Raw genomic sequence first — 19,087 nt, forward strand, 5'->3', positions numbered from 1 at the left:
CAGAATGAAAGCATCAATGAATACAGCAATTTCAGCCATTGGGATTTCACAATCCTTTGGAAATATCATGGCGCTTCAGGATGTCTCCTTAACACTGAACAAGGGGGAATGCCTGGCCCTGGTTGGTCATAACGGAGCGGGTAAAAGTACGCTTATCAAAATTCTTCTGGGATTGATTTCTCCGTCCAGAGGCGTTGTTGGGATGATGGGCAAGGACCTTCATGACCGGCAATTTGAAGCCAACCGTCAGAAAATAGGCTTCTTGCCAGAACAAATTCTGTTTCAGAAGAATATGACGGGACGGGAGATCTTAAAATTCTATGCGCGTTTGAAGAAGTCTCCTTTTTCCCAGATTGAAGAACTTCTGAACCGGTTTGATCTGGGTGCTGCCGCAGATTCCCGAATTGGCACTTATTCCAAAGGAATGCGACAAAAGCTTGGAATGGCGCAGGCCTTGCTGGGAAACCCCGAATTGTTGATTCTCGATGAGCCAACATCCGGGCTTGATCCACTGGCCCGTCAACAGATGTATTCTATTCTTGGAGAAGAGAAGAAAAAAGGCACGTCTATCCTCATATCTTCGCATGTTCTAACGGAAATTGATGATCGGATTGATCGGGTTGTCATTCTTAACTCTGGGCATGTGGTCGCGGATGGAACACTGGCAGGATTATCTCAGGAACGGACTGTTCATTCCCGGATCATGATCGAGGCGACGCCAAAAACATGCGGGCAAATCGAAACAATTTTTTCCCACGAACTCGATGTGGTTCGCCCAACCGAAAGAACGCTTACCTTAAGGTGCGAGAAGGGCCGGAAAGTCCCGATTCTGAACAGCATTTACGCATTAGGACTTGAGTTGATCGATATTCGGATTTCAGACCCTTCCCTGGAAGAGGTGTTCAGCGCCTATATGAACAGACAGAAGGAGCGGCAGTATGATTAATCTCGGTACGCTGATTTTTAAAGAAATCAAGGATAGTTATCGAAATCGCTGGGTTGGAACAGTCATTCTTGTCATGACGGCGTTAGCGCTTGTTTTAAGCCTGATCGGCAGCGCTCCTGTCGGGACGACCAGCATTGGCCCGTTGACCGTTACGATTGTCAGTCTTTCCTCGTTAAGTGTGTTTTTCATTCCGCTAATTGCTTTGCTGCTGTCTTATAACTCGATCGTCGGTGAAGACGAGCGTGGCACCCTTCTTTTATTGCTGACCTATCCGGTTTCCCGAACCATGGTGGCGATCGGGAAATTTATCGGGCAATTTGTGATTTTGTCAGTGGCGATTATAATTGGGTATTGTGTTGCAGCCCTGACGGTCATTCTGACGGGTGATGTGGCCTTTTTTGAACATGACTGGTACGTGTTTGGCAAACTGATCGTATCGTCTGTTCTTTTGGGTGCGGTTTTTCTCGGCATTGGTATTTTTATCAGCTCTGTCATGAAAGAAAGCTCAACAGCCGCGGCCGCAGCCATCGGCGTGTGGCTCGTTTTCGTGGTGTTGTTTGATCTGGGTTTATTGGGATTACTATCCTCCCCCGCGGCAACTTATCTTCCGGATATGGTCGTAAAATGGGTGATGCTTGCCAACCCTGCAGATGCATATCGCATGTTTAATCTGGCGACCTCTGAGGATACGGCCCTATTGTCTGGGATGGCAGGATTGAGATCAGATCAAATGGTGTTACCAGAGGTCATGTTCGCAGTGCTGGTGGTCTGGATTATCGTTCCTGTGGTGGCGTTTTGCACGGCCTTCGGAAGGAGGAAGGTATGAAAAATTTAATACGGGCTGGTCTTGGCATCATGCTCGCCTTGACTTTGATTGGCTGTCAGGACGGCGATCTTTCTCTTCCTAATCCAATCGCCGTAACAAATGAGTCTATTGGTAATTATTGTGGCATGGTCTTGACCGAACATGCCGGTCCCAAAGCGCAGGTTTTTGAAAAACACCATTCCTCACCGTTGTGGTTCAGTTCAGTAAAAGATGCGATTGTTTATCTGACACTGCCCGGCGAAGCCCAGGATGCTGTGGTTACATATGTTCACGACATGGCAAAGGCGGAAAGTTGGGAGAACCCTCAGAATGACGGCATTTGGATAGACGTTCGCGATGCATATTTCGTTATCGGAAGTCAAAAGCTTGGGGGAATGGGTATGCCGGAATTTGCCCCGTTTAGTGTGGCCGAAAAAGCGGCTGAATTTGCCAAAGAGCATGGCGGGAAAGTGGTTCGTTTGTCACAGATTACGAACGCGGACCTTGCTCTGGTTGACCCCGCACCTGAGATGCACTCTCATAATTAGAAGTGGTTTATTCAATGACGACACATTCAGCTAAAAACGCGTCTCGCCGGTCTTTTTTAATTAAAGCCTCAGCGGCCTGCGCCCTGACAGCGCTTCCCTTTGAGACGGCGCTCGCCCGATCGTCAGCTTTTGAACCCCTTCATTGGCGAGGCGCTGCGCTTGGTGCAGAGGGGGCGATTGAACTTCATCACTCTGATCCGGAAACGGCGCGGGCTGTGCTTGAGACCTGTAGGAAAGAAATCGGCAGGCTGGAGCGGTTATTCAGTCTGTACCAGCCGGACTCTCAACTATCCCGATTAAATAAATTGGGGTATCTCGAATATCCTGATCTTCAATTTCTTGAATTACTCTCAGCCGCACAAGGCTTTGCATCTAAAACACAAGGCGTTTTTGATATTACGGTTCAGCCGCTTTGGGCATTTTACCGGGATTTTTATGCGGATCTTTCTCATCAGGGTAAAGTTCCGGCGCCATCTGACCTTCAACGGGTCTTAAAACAGGTGGGATATCGAAATCTGGTGCTTTCAGAAACACGTATTGAATTTAAGAAACCGGACATGGCCATAACCCTAAATGGGATTGCACAAGGATATATAACGGACCGTATAAAATCCATATTGCAGGATGCCGGATACCGGCATGTTCTTCTGTCATTGGGGGAAATCGCTGCCATAGGGCCGAAACAAACGGGGCAACCCTGGAAGGTTGGTTTGGAAGCGGGGCCCACAGACCCGAAAAGTTCGCAAAGGATCATTTCTTTGGAAGATCAGGCCGTTGCGACTTCTGGGGCTTATAACAGCCCGTTCGGGACTTCAAATGGCGCAAATCATCTGCTAAATCCAAAAACCGGCGCTTGGTCGACGCTTTCTGGTTCCATATCGGTTGTCTCCGAAAATGCGATGATGGCGGATATGTATTCGACGGCGCTGGCGTTAATGACAGAGCCCGAACGGCACCGGTTGTTGTCTGATACGAAACAGGTTCAGGCGGTTTATTTCTCGTCTTCGTTGGGCGGGCGTAACTGGTCGGCCTGAGGCCAGAGAGACACCGTTATTTTTGAACGCTGTATAAATTGGTGAATTTGGTTTTATCCGTCACGATGACTTTTTTGCGGCTGCTTTTGACCAATCCCGATTGTTCCCATCCGCTTAACAGTCGAGAAACTGTGTGCAGGGTAGTGCCGGACATTTCCGACACATCCTGACGCGTCAGGGGAATATCGATCAGGACACCTTCATCGGTTTCCCTGCCGGTTTGTTCCAGAAGTTTCAGTAAAGCCGCTGCTACCCTATGTTCAACCTGTTCCGTTGCCAGTTCAAGAACCCTGTCCTGAACATCCGCAAAGCGATTGCCAAGGGTCGTGCTGGCCGCCTTGGCAAAAGAAGGGAACCGCCTGACGGTCTCATTCCATAGGGGCATAGGCCACGATAATGCGACACAATCGATTGCCGCCACGGCGTTGGCAGGATAGGTATCCCGGCCGATGGCACTTGCTATTCCGAACAATTCGTTGCTGGCGATATACCGGACAATGATCTGTTCTCCTGACCCGCTAATCCGAACGACGCGGATATATCCGTCCAGCAAAAGGAAAAAGGAATGCGCGGCTTCACCTTCGACAAAAAAGCTATCGTTTTTTTTGACTCGCTTTGCATGCGCTTGACCAATGAACTCTTTTAACTCTGATCGCGAGAAATCGGCAAAATTTGACAGGTGGGAAATAAGCGCAACGTCCAACAAAACTAAAGTACCTTTTTTGTTTGTCTCATAGCAAAGATCAAAAAGCGGGTTCAATGTACATTAAATCCATGCTGAAATAAACCGAATGTGGAGTGATGACCGATGCCCGTAAAACGCCCACAGGAATATAAAGGCTTTGCCCTTCTTTCTTTTGGGTTTCGGCCGTTTTTCCTGATGGCATCCCTATATGGGGGGCTGTCCGTTTTGATCTGGCTTCCGTTTTTACGGGGATACTTGGAAGCGGGCACCACGTTTCTGCCCGTTGACTGGCATATGCACGAATTATTTTTCGGCTTTATCACCGCTGTCATTTGTGGCTTTTTATTTACATCAATTCCCAACTGGACAGGACGGTTGCCGGTTCAGGGTTTACCGCTTTTATCCATGGTAACCTTATGGCTGATGGGGCGGGGGGCTATTTTTTTCTCAGCGCATATTGGCTGGATTGGGGCGTTGGTCATTGACGGGGCTTTTTTATGTACGTTATGGGCAGCCATCTCGATCGAGATTTTAAAAGGCCGGAACTGGCGAAACCTGAAAATACTGATCCCGCTTAGTTTTCTAACAGGGTCAAATATTCTGTTTCATCTGGAAGCCCATTACGGTGGTAGCGCTGAATACAGCAAACGAATAGCCTTGGCGGCGATCATTGCCTTTATTCTGTTGATCGGTGGCAGAATTATTCCAAGTTTTACCCGAAACTGGCTGGTTAAATTTAATCCGGGCCGTCTGCCGCACCCTTTTGCTCTATACGAGAAAATCACGTTGGTTTTTTCGATTGTAACACTGTTCGGTTGGTTCCTGTTTCCGAACAATCACCTAGTCGGTCTTTTGTTTTGGGCAGCTGCTATTCTGCTGGTTGGTCAGTTATTCCGGTGGGCGGGAAACAGGGCACTAAAAGCGCCATTGGTCCTGGTTCTTCATTCAAGTTATTTTTTCATTCCGTTGGGTTTTATGCTTATGGGGGGTGCTATCCTGTTTCCTTCAGCCGTGTCGCCCGTTGCAGGCATACATGCGCTTGGAACAGGGGCAGCGGCGAATATGATTTTGTCCGTTATGGTGCGGTCAACTAAAGGGCATACCGGAAGGACATTGAGAATGGAGTTCGCTGATTATGCAATTTTCGGATCGATCCTTTTTTCAGCCATTACCCGCATTGCTTCTGCACTTTTCCCGGATCAGGAATTTTTTCTGTTAGAAATATCCGTCTTGCTATGGGTGATCGCGTTTCTTGGGTTTGCAGCCGCGTATAGCGGCGCCTTACTCAACCCAAAAGTGCGCCCTTTCTCTTGATCCGGAGGGTTCAAGCAGGGCATCGTTTCGCTTTCATTGACCTTTCAAGCTGAACGCGGACCGTCATCAGACAATTTACCTCTTTTCGGCTCGTCAATCAGATTAAAGTCCGCGTAAATTTCAGCCTTCTTGTTTGGGGTTGGCCGGTTGATTTTTTTTCAGTGATTTTCGCATTTTACGCATTGTTTTTGTCGCTTGTTTAAATCCTTCAGGGCTGAAAACGAGTGTGCTGATTGTTTCAGGGATTTTTCGAGATTGTTCCCCTTCTTTGGAGGGGTGGTCGTTTATCATCACCAGATCAATTTTGATGACACCGTTTTCGGACCGGATTTTTCCTATTCCGTCAGCGTATAAAGACTTATTTTCTGATGTCGTCATTTTAACTCCATGTCCAAACTAGCGATAGATAAATAGATTTTCGTCTAGGGGGCTCATTTCAATGTCGGTGGCAGTTAAATCGTGCCTTAACTGCCCCCCGATAACACAGGCCTGTAGCATTCCGTTTAACCGAAGTGGGGCTAATGCAAATAAATTCCGGCCCAAGCTCAGTTCACCAACCTCCAGCCACCGATCTCCTTCGGGATCATATAAAAAACAGGCATTAGAGTAGACTTCGTTGGTGGTTGTCCCTCCAATTACATAAATGCCTGCATCTGTTCTGAGCAGTCGATGACCATATAAAGGGAGCGGCATGGATGTGCGGACCTGCCATTGTCGGGAGACCGTGTTATACACTTCTACCTGATCCAGAATAGTTTCTTTACCGCTTATCGGGGCAACATTTTTTCCGCCGAAAATGAACCAGCGGGTGTCTATCAGGATTGAGGCTGCCCCAAAGGAACGCGGTTGTGATATTGTGTCAAGCCAATGCCATTTCCAACGGGTAAGACTTGTCGAAATGCCGCGCTCTGCAGACTCCCCTTTATGGTCAAAACCACCTGTTAAATATAGGTGGTTATCGGCGATGGCGGCTGAGCTGAAAATACGCCGGCGAGGGAGGCATCCAACAATACGCCAATGTCCTGCAGCATTAAGCGCCCAGATTTGTCTGGCCCGCCAGAAATCGAATAAACCCTTTTCCTGCCCCCCGATAATATAGAGGCGGCTATCGTCCCAAGCGACCGTATAACTGTCCCGGTTTCTCGGGATATGCGTCAGGAGTTGCCATTCATTTTCAGATGCTGACCATTGCCGAATACTATTATCCGCAAGAAAGATTACAACAGGTCTTCCGCTCAAAAATGCGGTAATCGCTTCCCCGTTCAGGTCTGGCGGCAGAGTGCTCGTTTCCTGCCAGTTCAGTTTGGGGCTTCCGTTTGTCTTGACGCGAACACCAGTATCATAGAGACCGTCCGGAGCCTCTGCCTCTGTTCCGAGAATAGCCAGCTGTCCTTGATATACATCATTTAGCAGAAACCGGACGAAAGCTTCCATTATCAGCGGAAAGGTTGTTTTGTCTATTTGCCAGTCATTCAAGCCCAACAATTCGGCTAATCGGGCTACTTTGATGAGCAAGAGGGCTGTTTCTTCATCAAGATCAGCAAAGGGTTCATCGACAAGGGCGCGAAAGTGCTTGCGGCGGTCTTTCTTGAAACAGGATCGTCTTTCAAGTGTAATATCTGCAAGCGCCGTAAATTGATGCTTTGGACCTTCGGGGGGCAGGAATTCAGATTTGTTTTGATCAACGCCCGGCCAATCAATTCCATGCTTAAGAGCCTCGCGCATGGCACTGGACCAGTATTGCCCACTTTTATAATATTTCCCTGCCTCGAACTCCAGTTCAATGCCATCAAAAAGCAACTCCCATGTTGAGGGGGTGATCGGCGCACTGGTTTGATCAAACAAACCTTCCCATTTTGTCAATGTGGGATATTGGCCGATATCAAAGGCAGTATTTGCAGCACCTGAATAGCCCGATTGCGGATTGAGTAACAACTGCAATTGGTCAGAAATAAACTCCTTAACCTCAAAAAGAGGGCCCGGTGTTTCATTTTCCTGGGACGACAGGTTTTCAAATTCTACCCAGTCGCCATTTTGTATCTCCAATCCATTATACCCCGATGATGACAAACTGGCAGAGATCTGGTGTTGATCCTCAAGCCAACTCATTTCATTTACCGGATAGGCAAGGCATCCATTATTCTGAGAATATTTGTAGGAAGCGACAGGCAGGATATAAAGTGTTTCTTCTTTTCCGGGGACAGGAGCCGCTGATTGCAAATTGACCAGCAGTCCGTTTTCCAGTTTCTGCACTCCAACAATATTTGTTTGTACATACGAACCGACAGCCGTTTCCCGTGTTTTATTGCCCGTGAGCCGGGGGGCGGTAAAGACAAGCACCGGGCGGTTCAATTGTTTGAAGAGCGCGAGGTCTGCAGAATCCGTTAGGGCAATCTGTTGATGTTGTCCCTCGTGCAGTTGTACAGCGAATGCGTGGTCGAGGAGCGCCTCACTTAAGGGCCATTTGAAACACCAGCCGGTATGATGAATTTCAACACGTAACAAACCATTGGTAATGGCTTGATAGGTGAGGCGCCGTCGTAATCTTAGTTTCCCGTCGGTATCAGTTTGGGTTCGATTGTACCATTTTGCTTCAAGGCTTTCCGGGCTTTCGGCCTGTAGGAAATTGACATGCCAAAAGGATTGCAAATCGACAGTTGTATCGATCTGCCCAAGGGCAGGATCATGATTTTGCGGTGCTTCAAGGTCTGTTATGTATCGTGACCAGCAATCCAGATAAAACCGATAAAAAACAGGCTCTGTTCTGGGGGCTGATTGAGTAGGAAAATTGGGTCCGGTACGGTAAGGCTGATGTGTTAATAAACGGGCTGTTTCGTTTTTGAAAAGATCCCCGGTATTCAATATGTCCCCTTTGGAGATAACAACGTTGACCAACTCAATCTGTACCGCACGATCCTCCATGAGCAGCAGACCATTATTCTGAAAAGTGGATTGATCAGTGAGATACCCGTCTTCGAGACTGGAAAAATCCAAACTGCAAACAGTTTCTTCAACCAGCGAATTCAGCGTCAGGCCCAAGGCCGTTTCCTCAGCATAAACAACAAAATCATCCTGAATATTCAGGTGCCAAAACACCGCAGGAAGAGGTTGGTCATAGGCGGTTCCCTGATCCAGCGAGCCATCCATATTTGGACGGGCTGTGGTGTTCTGTCGGCAACCGAGCAATAAACCCAAGGGATCATAAAGACCGGCATCATGGGACTGCAATTCGGTTGTAATTTCAGTTTCAAGGTGCCCCCATTCATTTGACAGAGATATTTGGAGCACAGAGCCGTCGAAACTGAGATCCAGACGGTAGGTCTGATCTAAGTTTAAGGATGTTTTACCGGTTATAGTTTGCTGAGAAAAATCCCCGGTTTGACCTCTTTGCTGAAAAGCCAGCTGTAACTTTTGTGTCTCAATGATGTTCAGGCACAGAAACTCCGGTATATGGACCAAGGTTCCGGTTGCTCTTACAGTAGACTTCAAAGCAAAGCCGATTTTCATATGAAACGGGCGGGAAGACGCTTCAACGCGCGCAAAAGGAAGGCTCCGACTGTGCTGTAAAACAATGCCTTCCGCTACCTTTTCGGTGCTGGCGCTATTTACACATACGCCCGTTATCGGACGTATATCGAAGCCCGGATTCTCGGCGGGAATTCCCGTGCGACCAACAATCGTTTCAATTCGTTCTCGGATCGCTTGTTCTGACAAGGAAATCTGTGCATTCCAGTCGCTATCCAGCATGGGGCGGCCTTGCTGTAACCAAAGCTTACCCCGTTTGCTGGGTGGAAATCTTGTCTGGCTGAAGTTACCCCTCATATGCGCGCCTCATATCCTTTGGTGGTGAAAATGGTGTGTTGTTTCAGTGGCGTCGACAAAATCAACGGTCATGCCAATCGGGCAAAAATCCTCAACAATGGATTTTCCGGCCGCCAGCCGCTTGGCATGATGTCTATTGTGAAAGGCGCCAAATTCACTTCCACCAGTGGCACCTTGTAAAAGCTGTAGATCATTTTCCGTTGCTAAAGCGGCATAGCAGGGAAAACCGCAATTATGGCTGATCAACTCAATGGCGGGTTCATGCTGACCCGTGACCCAAACGCCTTCAATGGGCGAAGGGTGGCTTAGTGCGGGACTGAAGGACTGTCCGACAATCAGCACATTGTCGGTTTTTAGCATCTGCAGCGTATGAATATCGCCCAAAAATGTGGTGTTAATAGCACTAAGCGGTGCGCCAAACGGGTATTTTCCGGGGGCGTTACGATCTGTCGCATCAATATCTTCATCAGGACCATGGAGGGCAGATTGTTGCTGCCCATCGATGATGCTATTGCTGATACTGAGGGCACAGTTTCGGGCCGAAATTTCAAGCGCTCCGCAAATACTGTTTTCAATGAAGATATGACTGTTATATGTCTCCTGATCCGAACGGTGTGCTTGCTGGCATCTGATCGCAGGGCCCGCATCAGGCCAAACTGTACCGTCAACTATTGTGAGGGTAATTGTACTAATCAAAGAGAGGCGGCCTGCCAGAGAGCAGCCGCTGATCCAGATTTCACCATCCGCCCTGCCTTCGGCACTCAGATCGCCAACAAGTGTCGGTTCAAACCCCTGTGCGGCTTGAATAACTAACGAGCGGCCGGATACGGTGAACTGTAATACGCTGTCGTCCGTCTGATGCAGGTAATTGTCTGCGATGGTGATAATTGTTTCGCCAGAGGTACTTGTCTGCCAACTCTCCAAAGCGGCGGTCAGCGTTGAGAAAGTGGCGTCAAATCCGGTGGGCGGTTTGGAGAGGTGGTCCGCTTGATCCGTTATGAGGATGGCCACTGTTGTCGCGTCAGGGGTCACCAGACGCCCAGATCGATCATAGGTTCCGCCGCCAAGTTCACCATTGTGGGAGACCCAGTAACTGCAGGCTAGGGTATTTGACGTTTTGGATTGCGGTGGTAACGGAGTGAACAGGCGTATGAGGCTGATCTCTGGATCAATCAAAATCAGGGGTTTTTCCTGTGCCTTTTTTTGCCAGCTTTTCTGTTCTTTTTTCGATAGGGGCCGTGATAAGTCGGCGGCGTAAAATTGATCGGTGGTCAGGCTTTGCCCGTTTAGTTTCACAGAAAGTGCCAGCGCCAAAATACCGGGCGCATATTCAATCAGTTCTTCAAGAACCTCGCGGGTCAGCAGGGCCGGAGTTGCCAGCCGTTTCGGCAAATCTGGATGTTCATCTTCCAGATTTTGCAATGGCCACATCAGTGGAATTTTGCGCTTTAATGGATCTATGAAATAAAGGCCCGTCGGGTCCTCTCTGGCTTCTATTCGGTCCCGCTTTGTCAGTTCTTCACGCCAATAGTAAAAAGTGAGGGCATCCTTCGCGGTAGACGGTGTAACTGGCGTTTGGAAAATACTGAAACTGGTGCGGTAGTCGTTAAATGGATTGGGAGGGGCTTCTGGAATATCGGCTTTCGTAACGTTGAGGATAAAAGGCTGGTTTTGCCCCGGAACACGATTTTGGCTCGACGTAAATTGACGGTCCAATCCCTCCACCAGATAAACCGGCCATCCCGTTGCATCCTGCAAAACACCTTGTAAGGCAGAAGCGGTTCCCCGGTAAGCGCGATAACTGAGATAGTTTGCAACAAATGCCCGTGATCTGGGGATATGGGTCGCATCCGCATGGCCGGACGGAATGTTTAATAATGCCGCGATGTAGGGAACTGCCCAATCACTGCAGGTTTCGATAAACCAGTTTTCATATAGCAGATTGATATTGCTGCCAATTGCATCCGCTTGGCTTTGCAGGACTTCCAGAAAGATGGCCAGTTCTTCATTTTTTTTCTGGTTCTGGTTCAATCGATCCAGTGGCGGAACAAGATCAAAGAGCCGGGGAAGGCCTGCTTCGTTCAGGTATATCATAACAAAGCCTCCCGGTTGTCAGACGAAGAAGGGGATGTGTTCGGACGAAACCCTGACTTATTTTCGAAACCAAGATCGACAACAACCGCATCCTTTTTTTCATCCAGATAAATCAGGCTATCGCCTACCGTTTCGGTGCCTTGCCGGGGGGCGACCAAATCGGCGCGGGTTGGCGGAAGTCCAGTAAAATGCAGGGCTTTGATTTTTACGTCTACGATGGTCGGAATTTGCGAGAGTTGATTTTGTATGCGATGGAGGGTGATGGGTTCGCCAATATCCATCGCCCGATATCCATAGTTTTCAGTAATAATCCGGCGGGCCTGATCGGGAATTTGCGCTGCGCATTGTTTTTTGTCAGCATAGGCTTCAATGGTTAGAACCACCGATACCCTGAATGGCCGCAAGGTGACCGGCAACACCCGAAGCGGCATTTTGGGATCTAGTCCTAATCTGTTGATTTGATGCGTGATCTGCTCGCAGGTTTTTATGTCCGGAACTGCTTTTTCGGGACTGTGCCCTGCAATAGTAAGGGTCAGCACTTTACGATTTTGGATTAAGGATTTGCGTAGGTTTGATTTCGCAACATCCGGAAGGCTTGCCGCCATTTTTACAAGGTCTGCCGTGGTAATAACATGGCGAGGCAACAGCGCTGGATTGTCCTTCGGTCTGACCTTCCGTTCAAATGGGGCTGCTGGCAGAGGAGCTGTCTGCCGTACAGGAACTAAAATACTGGATACGCCATAGTCCGGATTGGTTTGAACGAATTTGGCTTTTTCATCACTGGCATCAAAAGGGGTCATATTAACCCAATAGGATGCGGTGACATTGCCAGTTCCGCTTGGCAGGCGACACCCGTTTGTCCCGTTTCCAAAGATAACCGTGCCATGACCTTTCTCATCCAATGTCAAAACATAAACCCTGTCTCCTTCCTTTGCCGCTGCCAGGTCACTGATCAGTCGATAAGGTTGGTTATCCACAAATAATTGTAGGATAGGGGTTACCTTTTGGCCCTGTTCCTGAATGAAAACGAGCTGTCCCGCTTTCAACTTAAAGCTTTGGAATATCTCAGAGCTTTGGCCATCTCCCAATATTTCTCGCTCAATTGGCTGTCCCTGTCTTACGCCGACGATGTTTCCCATGACAGTGCTTTTCCCGCCATCAAGGGCTGTCCGTAATTCTTCCGAGAGTTCAATCCGGGTTGATCCGCTGGATGGATTGTTTTCTGACGAGCGAACACTGAAAACCTGCGACTGTATTTTATCGTCTTTGCTGGCGGGCCGCTTCAATACCTGCCCGGGCCATGGAAGCAGTGTTTCCAGACATCCGTCTTGATGCTGTATGATAAATTCTTCACCCCGGTTGCCGGAAGGTGGTGTGTATTCGGTCACAGGAAAGTCTGACTTTAAGGTAAGGATTTTCAGGTGGTCTTCCTGTCGATATATCAGGTAAACCGGGGCGGTTTTTGGTTCAGGTTTTAAGTTCAGATCAGACGACAGGATCCAGGATAAATTGAATTTCACCGTTTGAAGAACGGGATCTTGTGGCGGTTTTATGCCAACGCGGGCAAACTGATCGAAAAGACCCTGACTGAGGAGGCCTTGGTTCAGTTCATCGGCAAAAGGCGCAGCGGGAATGTCGGAACCGACGATTTTTTTCGGAAGTTGTTCACTGTCTGCCGCGCGGGTTGTTCCAGGAGAGGGTAAACAGCATGCCAGCATCCACTGATGTTTGATTGGCAAAGCTGCCTGAATTCTACTGCAAATTCCAGTTGAATAGGATTGCCACTGATTTCCGCCATCAATAGATCTTAGTAGGCCGCCCGTTGCCAGTCCTGCTATAACTTCCTCTTTTTCGACAGTCAGGCATAGGATGGGCGTGCTGTTTGCGGTGGAAAACAAGGGGGTAAATGCCGGACTAGTTGGTTTGGTTAGCGCCAACCTGTAAAGGTCTCCTCGGTCATTGGTAACAATAAAGCTGTTATTAAGCGCAGCGGCTTGCATTGCCGTTTTTAACGGTGGCGGCGTGTTCAGTTTTTTCCAATCGGTTAATTCTGAATTGACATAAAAGAGGCCATTTCCAAGTGTTCCAACGCAAATCGATCCGTCGGCAGCCTCTTTCAGAAAAGTGATATGCGCAGCGGCGGGCAACGAAGCCCAGTTGATATGGCGCCAATTCTTAACATCCTGCTTCCAAACAAATAGACCCGCACCTGCCGTGCCGAGAAGCAAAGGTGCTTCCTTTGCCGGATCTTCGAAACGAGCAGACTGGAACAGACAGGTAAAGGGAACTGTCAAGTCAGGGGCGCTTAATGTTGTCCAACTGGGGCGGATTGAATTGTTTTGCGTGTGATAAATTTCATCATCGGTCAAAAGAAAGAGGTTCTCACCATAGCCGGTTATAATCTCCTTGAGATTGGTATGGGCGTTGGCAAGGCCCTCCTGCGCGGACATCCATTTTCCATCTTTCAGAAGCCACAGGTGAGACTCTGACATGGCGAAAATCGCCTCACTGGACGTCCTGATTAAGCTTTTAGGACGGTGAAAGGGAAGTTCGGGATCCCCATCAGGGCCTGTTAAAGGCGTGCCATGCGCGTCAAAGTTTATCTTTTGAAGACCATCAACGGGAAGCGGTAATATTCTAAGCGCGGGTCCCCAAATCGCAATTTTTCGCCCCGTTAAATCGGAAACAATCCCCTCCAACTCCAGTGATTTTCCAGACACAATGCTGACGGCCGGAATGACATTGGAAGGGGGAAACACATTTTGTCCGTTCAGCAGAACTTTGCTTGTTCTTCGATCAAAATTTTGAACTGAAGGCGTGTCGTAAAGACTCTGTATATGCAGGCGATTGACAATGGCTTGTGTTCCGAAATCCTTTCTTAGAAATTGGTCCTCACACTGCACTTTGAACAGGATCGCCTTATTGGTGTCGGAATCATATAAGACCCCAAGACTGCCAATTACAACAGAGCCTTTCACCCCCTCTACGTCAATTTTTGTAATTGAGTCGTCGTCATTTCCAAGTGCAAAATCGGACCATTCTTTTCGAAAAGTGACAGGTCGAAAGGTTGTGATCGCTGTGTCGGTGGCGCCCACGATTTGAGGGGTATAAGCGGGACTATCTTGCGAAGGGATACTCTTGGAAATTTCTCCGATCGGGGCCCAGCGACCCCCCGGCAGGAAACCGTAAAGAACATGTTCCAAGAGGATTAGCAATCCCGCTCCTTTGTATGCACTGGTGTTGTCAACCGCCGTTAGTTTGGCAGGCGGTGTGATTTCATCGGGAAGGCCCGCCGTTATGGTCTGCAAAGTTCCCTTTTTGGCATCAAATCGGTAAAGGCCCTTGGAGGTGCTAAGCGCAAGTTCGATTTTGCCGCCGGTATGGAACAATTGTAACCCGTTGAACTTGCCTTCATATTTAATTTTTGTTCCCGGGTAAGGCAGGTTGATGTCGGACCAACGATGCGGATCAACATTGCTTATCCATTCTAAAAAACGTTTGATAAGGCGGGCACAGGCTTTGAGGGCCTTCCACATCATTTTCAGGAAACCGAAAACAGGTTTGATCGGAGTTGATAGAGATTTGGTCAGCAGGTTGAAACCTTGACGGAAGATGTTAGGCAGATCTTTCAGACCATGATCGGCAGATTTGGTGCCTCCCGTTTTGGGTTTCGGCTTATTCTGCTTCCCTTTCTTTTTTTGGATAAAGGGAAGGATGCGGATATCGTCATCCGTTGCAATCAGAATATAAGCCTGTTTACTGCCACAAAGTGCGGCTACATCCAGAACAGGAACGGGGCTTTGAGGTTGAACGCCTTTTTGTTGCTCTTTATCTGTTGTTGATCCATCGATTGGAAAATTCAGCCATCCAACGCCTGATTGGTCATTTTGAAACAAACCATTGTCGGTCGCCGCAAATACTTGATCAAAGAGTGATGTTGGAGGTTTGGAACCTTGTTCAAGCAGAATGACTGTCTCTCCCAGGGCCAGTTTGTTCACTGTTGTGGGCGGCAAACTGGTTTTCAGGCTTGCCCCATTTTTAAATGTGCCAGATTGCATGATATAGCCAGCTGGTAAAGCGCTCCACGCCGCGGATTGCCCAGACGACCGGTAAACGCCGCCATTCACCGTTCCCGCATAAATATTACCTTCATTGTCTTCGATCAGGGTTTGAATGTTGCGTTTGGTTATTCCCTGTTTGGTCGCAATCCAGTGTTGTTCGTTTTCTCTTTTGTAAAAAACTCCGTTACTCGTTGCCAGGTAGGTCGTGGCGTTCCGGGTAATGAGTATGTCATTGACGGGATAAACCGGTAAATCGGTATTGGCTGAAGAAATTTTTGAGTTTGATTTGGACTCGGTGTCGTTTTCTGGCGTCCATGTTTCATACCCGCCGCCCGCAATATGGTCCATTTTCCGTGCAAGAGGTTGCGCTGATAGTGAGGGCGCTTGTGCACCAAAAAGACGAAGTTTTCGCGTAAAATGCAAGTATTCCATAGGCGCAGAAGCATCGTTGGCTATTTTTTGATCAGCACCGGTCTGATAGGCAGTTTTCCAGCTGAGTGTTGTTTCCTTTTGTTTTTGGGCAACTCGTGAGCCGGTAACGGTCTTTAGTGACCAGCCCTGTACTGGATCGTTTGAGTTCAGAACAGCGATCAGATCGCCCAGTTTGACTTTGAGCAAAGCACCCGAGAAGAGCTGACCTTGAGACGGGCCGGATACAGGGGAAACAGGTCCCGGCTGTGGAGGGCAGATCCGAAGCGCATTCCACTCGCTTTTGATGTCAATTTTTTCGTCACTCAAAAAACTTAACGGAGGCCCTCCAACAGGGGTGACCCGCTGTACAACAGTATGTTTTGCCAGAGTTCGTATGCCTGGCATACCGTCGCCTTCCCGAATGGTAACACATAGGTCAGCCGACCCCGCCACGCCAGGAAACCGTGAAAAACAGACAGGAATTGACGCTTCAAAACCTGTGTTCAGGTTGAAGTTTCCACTGAGTGTTGCTTCAAGGAGTGACAGAGATTGCGGTTCTGTTGCTGTTTCAATATATCCTTCATTAATGAACCGCTCCTGATAAAAACACAGAACTTCGCCAACCGCAGACCATGACTGCATAAGCGCTGCTGCCCAGTCAGTTGTCGGATTGGTGACAATGTCACGAAGCTTTCCATTGGGTGTGGGCAGTAATTCGCCATCAATTGTCGTATATTTGAGCCGTTCTTTGAGTTCTCGGAAGAAGATAGGGGCGGTTGCCAATTGCCAGTGAAGAGAGGGTTTATTTGGAGGGTTGATCAAGTTTCGGGCATACCGACCCCCGTTGAGCCCACTATGTTCCATATTCCGGGAAGAGGGAGCGGATTTCATGAGGAAACTCTTTCGTTAAACTGAACGGTCAGCTGGCCACCTGCAGGTTGATTCGGTTTATTGGCAAGCATGGGGATTTCATCCCGCGCAAACGTGATTTGATCTGATATTGTCGGACCGGGTTTGTCCGTCCGTCGGAACGCCAATAATCTGACCATGTCGATCCCGGCAATGACGGCGGTTGCGGCAATGATTTGGCTGGCATAGAGAATTTGGTTGAACGTGATTTTCTGCATTGAAAAGACGGCATGATTTTCTAATTCATTTGTATTTCCAACGAGATGGACAAGGTCTCGTTCAATGTCAGTCTGTGCAAATCCGCGCTTTGGGATGACTTCGAGCGCGATTTCCAGTGGCACCGGTTTTGGCCCCGTGACGATCAACCGCCTGCCAACCGGCCGGTGGAGGTCGAGGTACTTTTTCACTGAATGGGCAAGGGTTTCATCCACAACATTACTGTATTCGGCCAAAATGGCCACATAGATGAACGGCCAGGGTTCATCCCCGATATTCCACGCGGTCGCTGCTTTCACATCGGGCAGGGCTTTCGCGAGATTTGCGTAATCTTCCAGCGTGCCGCAGATTTTATCATCTTTAAGGATATCAGCTGAATTCAGGCGAATACTGTCTTTGCTTTCTTCAAAAATGGTCGTCGATGCAGGTAGGGGGTTATTGATCCGAACCAATCGATCTGCAAATTCTTCAAATTTATGAGAAGGCGGGCAGGCAATTGTCATAACATTGGCCCCGACATTACTTGTTTTGCCCGTCGCTTCGCGTATTTCGGCCGTGTAGTGCCTGCAAAATGAGGGTGTACGTCCCATTCCGTTTTGCCCGAACCGCAGCGTGATCGTGTTGTCTTCGTTGGTGTCGACCTTAAACACCCGATCTGAGTTTCCATGCCGTAATAAGTCTCGAGTGGGGTGCCAGATGTAGCTGTCAGAAGAGAGGTCATTTGTATTGAGGGGGGTTTCCAACAGTCGAATGGCCGGATGCGTTAAAACATCATCCCTCGGTGAAAGAAAGCGATCGATCGATAGGCGGACATCGTCATCTGTGCTGGCCAACCTCTGCAATGGTTTTGCTGGCAGGGTTGGCTGCCAGTCACAGGGTTCAATTTTTTCCGATGACGAAACCGGATAACTTCGGGTCAATCCGAATTCTGCCTCAATCGCATTGGCGAATACTGCGGAAACCGTCTTCGGACCTAATTTTATTCCTTCGTCTTTTAAAACAACAGGCAAGTCGACGGGCAGGGCATCTGAACGGTCCCAGTGTAAACCAACCAGAATACGGCCCGCTGCATTGCCGTGTAAGGATCGCAATTTTTCAACATGGGTCAACCGAACAGCATGGGCTCGGATATAACCGGAATCCTGATTGCTACGCGTTCGTTCACTTAAGGCAATCCGTTGGAGAACTACTATATCGCCACCGGTGAGTGGTATTCCGGTTTGTGAGTCCGTTTCCTGCATTTCGACAACGACGCTTGTGGACCCCGCATAGAGCGTGAATTCTTGCAGGCCAAAATCGTGAATACGAAGCTGATTTAGGAGGGGGGTTGCCTTAAGAGATCGGGTGGTTTCAAAACAGGTTGCGCCGCCACTTAGAATACGTTGAAACAAGTCACTGTTCAGGCTTACAAGCTTTCGTTGGGTCGAGTTTGAATTACTAAGAACAGCCGTGTTGGCGGGAATTTCAAGGGGCGCCGAGACCTCGCAGGTGAGAATAATCCGGGCGGCACACCCTTCTTGCGGATGATATCCAAGAAGCCGCGCGTGCCGGGCCAGGGATGTTCGGAGCAAAGCCGTTTTAAGGTAAGCTTCGTTTGCGACGAAATCCTGTCGGTAGCTTAGATAATCTGCGACATAGGCGAGAATTTCGATCAACATCGCGCCGCTATCCGCCGCAGCAACTTCATGCCAGTCTGGAATACATTTTTCCAAATTGGTGACGATCAGTTGGCAAAAGCCTTCAAAGTCTTTGGCCATATAGTCAATTACGGGCGCGGGAATATTTTCCTGTACACCAAATTCCGTACTTTTTTGCTGCCTTGACTGTAATAGAAAAATGGGGATCGCGCTTTGCGACTTGTTTAATAAATGCGCCGGAAAACGAAGGATCCGCAAGACGTGTTGGTATAACTCCTTGTTGTCAAGTTCTTGTGCCCGAGCGTCGAGAAAAAGAGAAATTTCAACAAGTGTGGGGGGATGAACCCATTTGACATCTGTTATGGTTAGGGCGGTATTCGGCCTGCCATCCAGTCTTTCCAAACGGAAATCGTCAGGCGTAAGCTGGGCTGGCAGTGGTTGCTCATGGCTGAAGATATTTGCGCCGCCGATTTCCAGGGTAACCGTCCAGGTACGCGCTCCGTCAGGGGTTGCCCGCGCACTGATTAAGGAAACTGTATTGGTTTCCTTGAGGGGCTGGGGGACGGTGTTCTGTTGGCTTTTTAAGGGAGGGCGTTGCAAAATGA

General features: G+C 48.7%; 11 protein-coding genes. 5 read left to right on the top strand and 6 right to left on the bottom strand.

The genetic code is table 11. From position 1 onward, the window contains the following. Positions 1–4: 4 nt before the first annotated feature. Genes ACJAYR_RS07540 through ACJAYR_RS07555 form a run of 4 tightly spaced genes read left to right on the top strand, consistent with a single transcriptional unit; the run spans position 5 to position 3,333 of the window. Positions 5–946 carry an ABC transporter ATP-binding protein gene (locus ACJAYR_RS07540; protein ID WP_415236030.1) on the top strand — a complete coding sequence of 314 codons (942 nt, stop codon included), beginning with the start codon at positions 5–7 and terminating at the stop codon, positions 944–946. Further along, the gene (locus tag ACJAYR_RS07545) at positions 939–1,772 is read left to right on the top strand and encodes an ABC transporter permease (protein WP_415236031.1); all 834 of its coding nucleotides are present in this window, start codon (positions 939–941) and stop codon (positions 1,770–1,772) included. The genes ACJAYR_RS07540 and ACJAYR_RS07545 overlap by 8 nt, the downstream gene beginning before the upstream one ends. After that, positions 1,769–2,299 carry a nitrous oxide reductase accessory protein NosL gene (locus ACJAYR_RS07550; RefSeq protein WP_415236032.1) on the top strand — a complete coding sequence of 177 codons (531 nt, stop codon included), beginning with the start codon at positions 1,769–1,771 and terminating at the stop codon, positions 2,297–2,299. The genes ACJAYR_RS07545 and ACJAYR_RS07550 overlap by 4 nt, the downstream gene beginning before the upstream one ends. Before the next feature lie 14 nt (positions 2,300–2,313). Next, entirely contained in the window at positions 2,314–3,333 is a 1,020-nt protein-coding gene (locus tag ACJAYR_RS07555; protein ID WP_415236033.1) for an FAD:protein FMN transferase, read from the top strand. Positions 3,334–3,349: 16 nt separating this feature from the next. Here ACJAYR_RS07555 and ACJAYR_RS07560 read toward each other — a convergent pair whose 3' ends face one another. After that, positions 3,350–4,039 carry a Crp/Fnr family transcriptional regulator gene (locus ACJAYR_RS07560; protein WP_415236034.1) on the bottom strand — a complete coding sequence of 230 codons (690 nt, stop codon included), beginning with the start codon at positions 4,037–4,039 and terminating at the stop codon, positions 3,350–3,352. A gap of 102 nt (positions 4,040–4,141) precedes the next feature. On the opposite strand from ACJAYR_RS07560, the gene ACJAYR_RS07565 reads away from it, so the two are divergent. After that, entirely contained in the window at positions 4,142–5,332 is a 1,191-nt protein-coding gene (locus ACJAYR_RS07565) for an NnrS family protein (protein WP_415236035.1), read from the top strand. A gap of 120 nt (positions 5,333–5,452) precedes the next feature. Here ACJAYR_RS07565 and ACJAYR_RS07570 read toward each other — a convergent pair whose 3' ends face one another. The 5 genes from ACJAYR_RS07570 to ACJAYR_RS07590 are packed head-to-tail and all read right to left on the bottom strand — an operon-like array spanning position 5,453 to position 19,082. Next, a complete protein-coding gene (locus tag ACJAYR_RS07570; RefSeq protein ID WP_415236036.1) occupies positions 5,453–5,710 on the bottom strand; it encodes a hypothetical protein in 258 nt (85 codons plus the stop codon). Positions 5,711–5,728: 18 nt separating this feature from the next. Beyond that, a complete protein-coding gene (locus tag ACJAYR_RS07575) occupies positions 5,729–9,154 on the bottom strand; it encodes a DUF6519 domain-containing protein (RefSeq protein WP_415236037.1) in 3,426 nt (1,141 codons plus the stop codon). 9 nt (positions 9,155–9,163) lie between these two features. After that, entirely contained in the window at positions 9,164–11,248 is a 2,085-nt protein-coding gene (locus ACJAYR_RS07580; protein WP_415236038.1) for a hypothetical protein, read from the bottom strand. Continuing rightward, positions 11,245–16,611, bottom strand: coding sequence for a hypothetical protein (locus ACJAYR_RS07585; RefSeq protein WP_415236039.1), 5,367 nt, complete (start codon positions 16,609–16,611; stop codon positions 11,245–11,247). Before ACJAYR_RS07585 ends, ACJAYR_RS07580 begins: the two co-directional genes overlap by 4 nt. Further along, positions 16,608–19,082 carry a baseplate J/gp47 family protein gene (locus ACJAYR_RS07590; protein WP_415236040.1) on the bottom strand — a complete coding sequence of 825 codons (2,475 nt, stop codon included), beginning with the start codon at positions 19,080–19,082 and terminating at the stop codon, positions 16,608–16,610. Before ACJAYR_RS07590 ends, ACJAYR_RS07585 begins: the two co-directional genes overlap by 4 nt. Positions 19,083–19,087 lie beyond the last annotated feature (5 nt).

The organism is Sneathiella sp. (assembly GCF_047631475.1).
Lineage (GTDB): Bacteria > Pseudomonadota > Alphaproteobacteria > Sneathiellales > Sneathiellaceae > Sneathiella.

Excerpts from the sequence above, each read along its gene's own strand:
- ACJAYR_RS07540 (WP_415236030.1), top strand. The coding sequence starts at position 5 with ATGAAAGCATCAATGAATACAGCAATTTCAGCCATTGGGATTTCACAA.
- ACJAYR_RS07545 (WP_415236031.1), top strand. The coding sequence starts at position 939 with ATGATTAATCTCGGTACGCTGATTTTTAAAGAAATCAAGGATAGTTAT.
- ACJAYR_RS07550 (WP_415236032.1), top strand. The coding sequence starts at position 1,769 with ATGAAAAATTTAATACGGGCTGGTCTTGGCATCATGCTCGCCTTGACT.
- ACJAYR_RS07555 (WP_415236033.1), top strand. The coding sequence starts at position 2,314 with ATGACGACACATTCAGCTAAAAACGCGTCTCGCCGGTCTTTTTTAATT.
- ACJAYR_RS07565 (WP_415236035.1), top strand. The coding sequence starts at position 4,142 with ATGCCCGTAAAACGCCCACAGGAATATAAAGGCTTTGCCCTTCTTTCT.
- ACJAYR_RS07570 (WP_415236036.1), bottom strand. The coding sequence starts at position 5,710 with ATGACGACATCAGAAAATAAGTCTTTATACGCTGACGGAATAGGAAAA.
- ACJAYR_RS07575 (WP_415236037.1), bottom strand. The coding sequence starts at position 9,154 with ATGAGGGGTAACTTCAGCCAGACAAGATTTCCACCCAGCAAACGGGGT.
- ACJAYR_RS07580 (WP_415236038.1), bottom strand. The coding sequence starts at position 11,248 with ATGATATACCTGAACGAAGCAGGCCTTCCCCGGCTCTTTGATCTTGTT.
- ACJAYR_RS07585 (WP_415236039.1), bottom strand. The coding sequence starts at position 16,611 with ATGAAATCCGCTCCCTCTTCCCGGAATATGGAACATAGTGGGCTCAAC.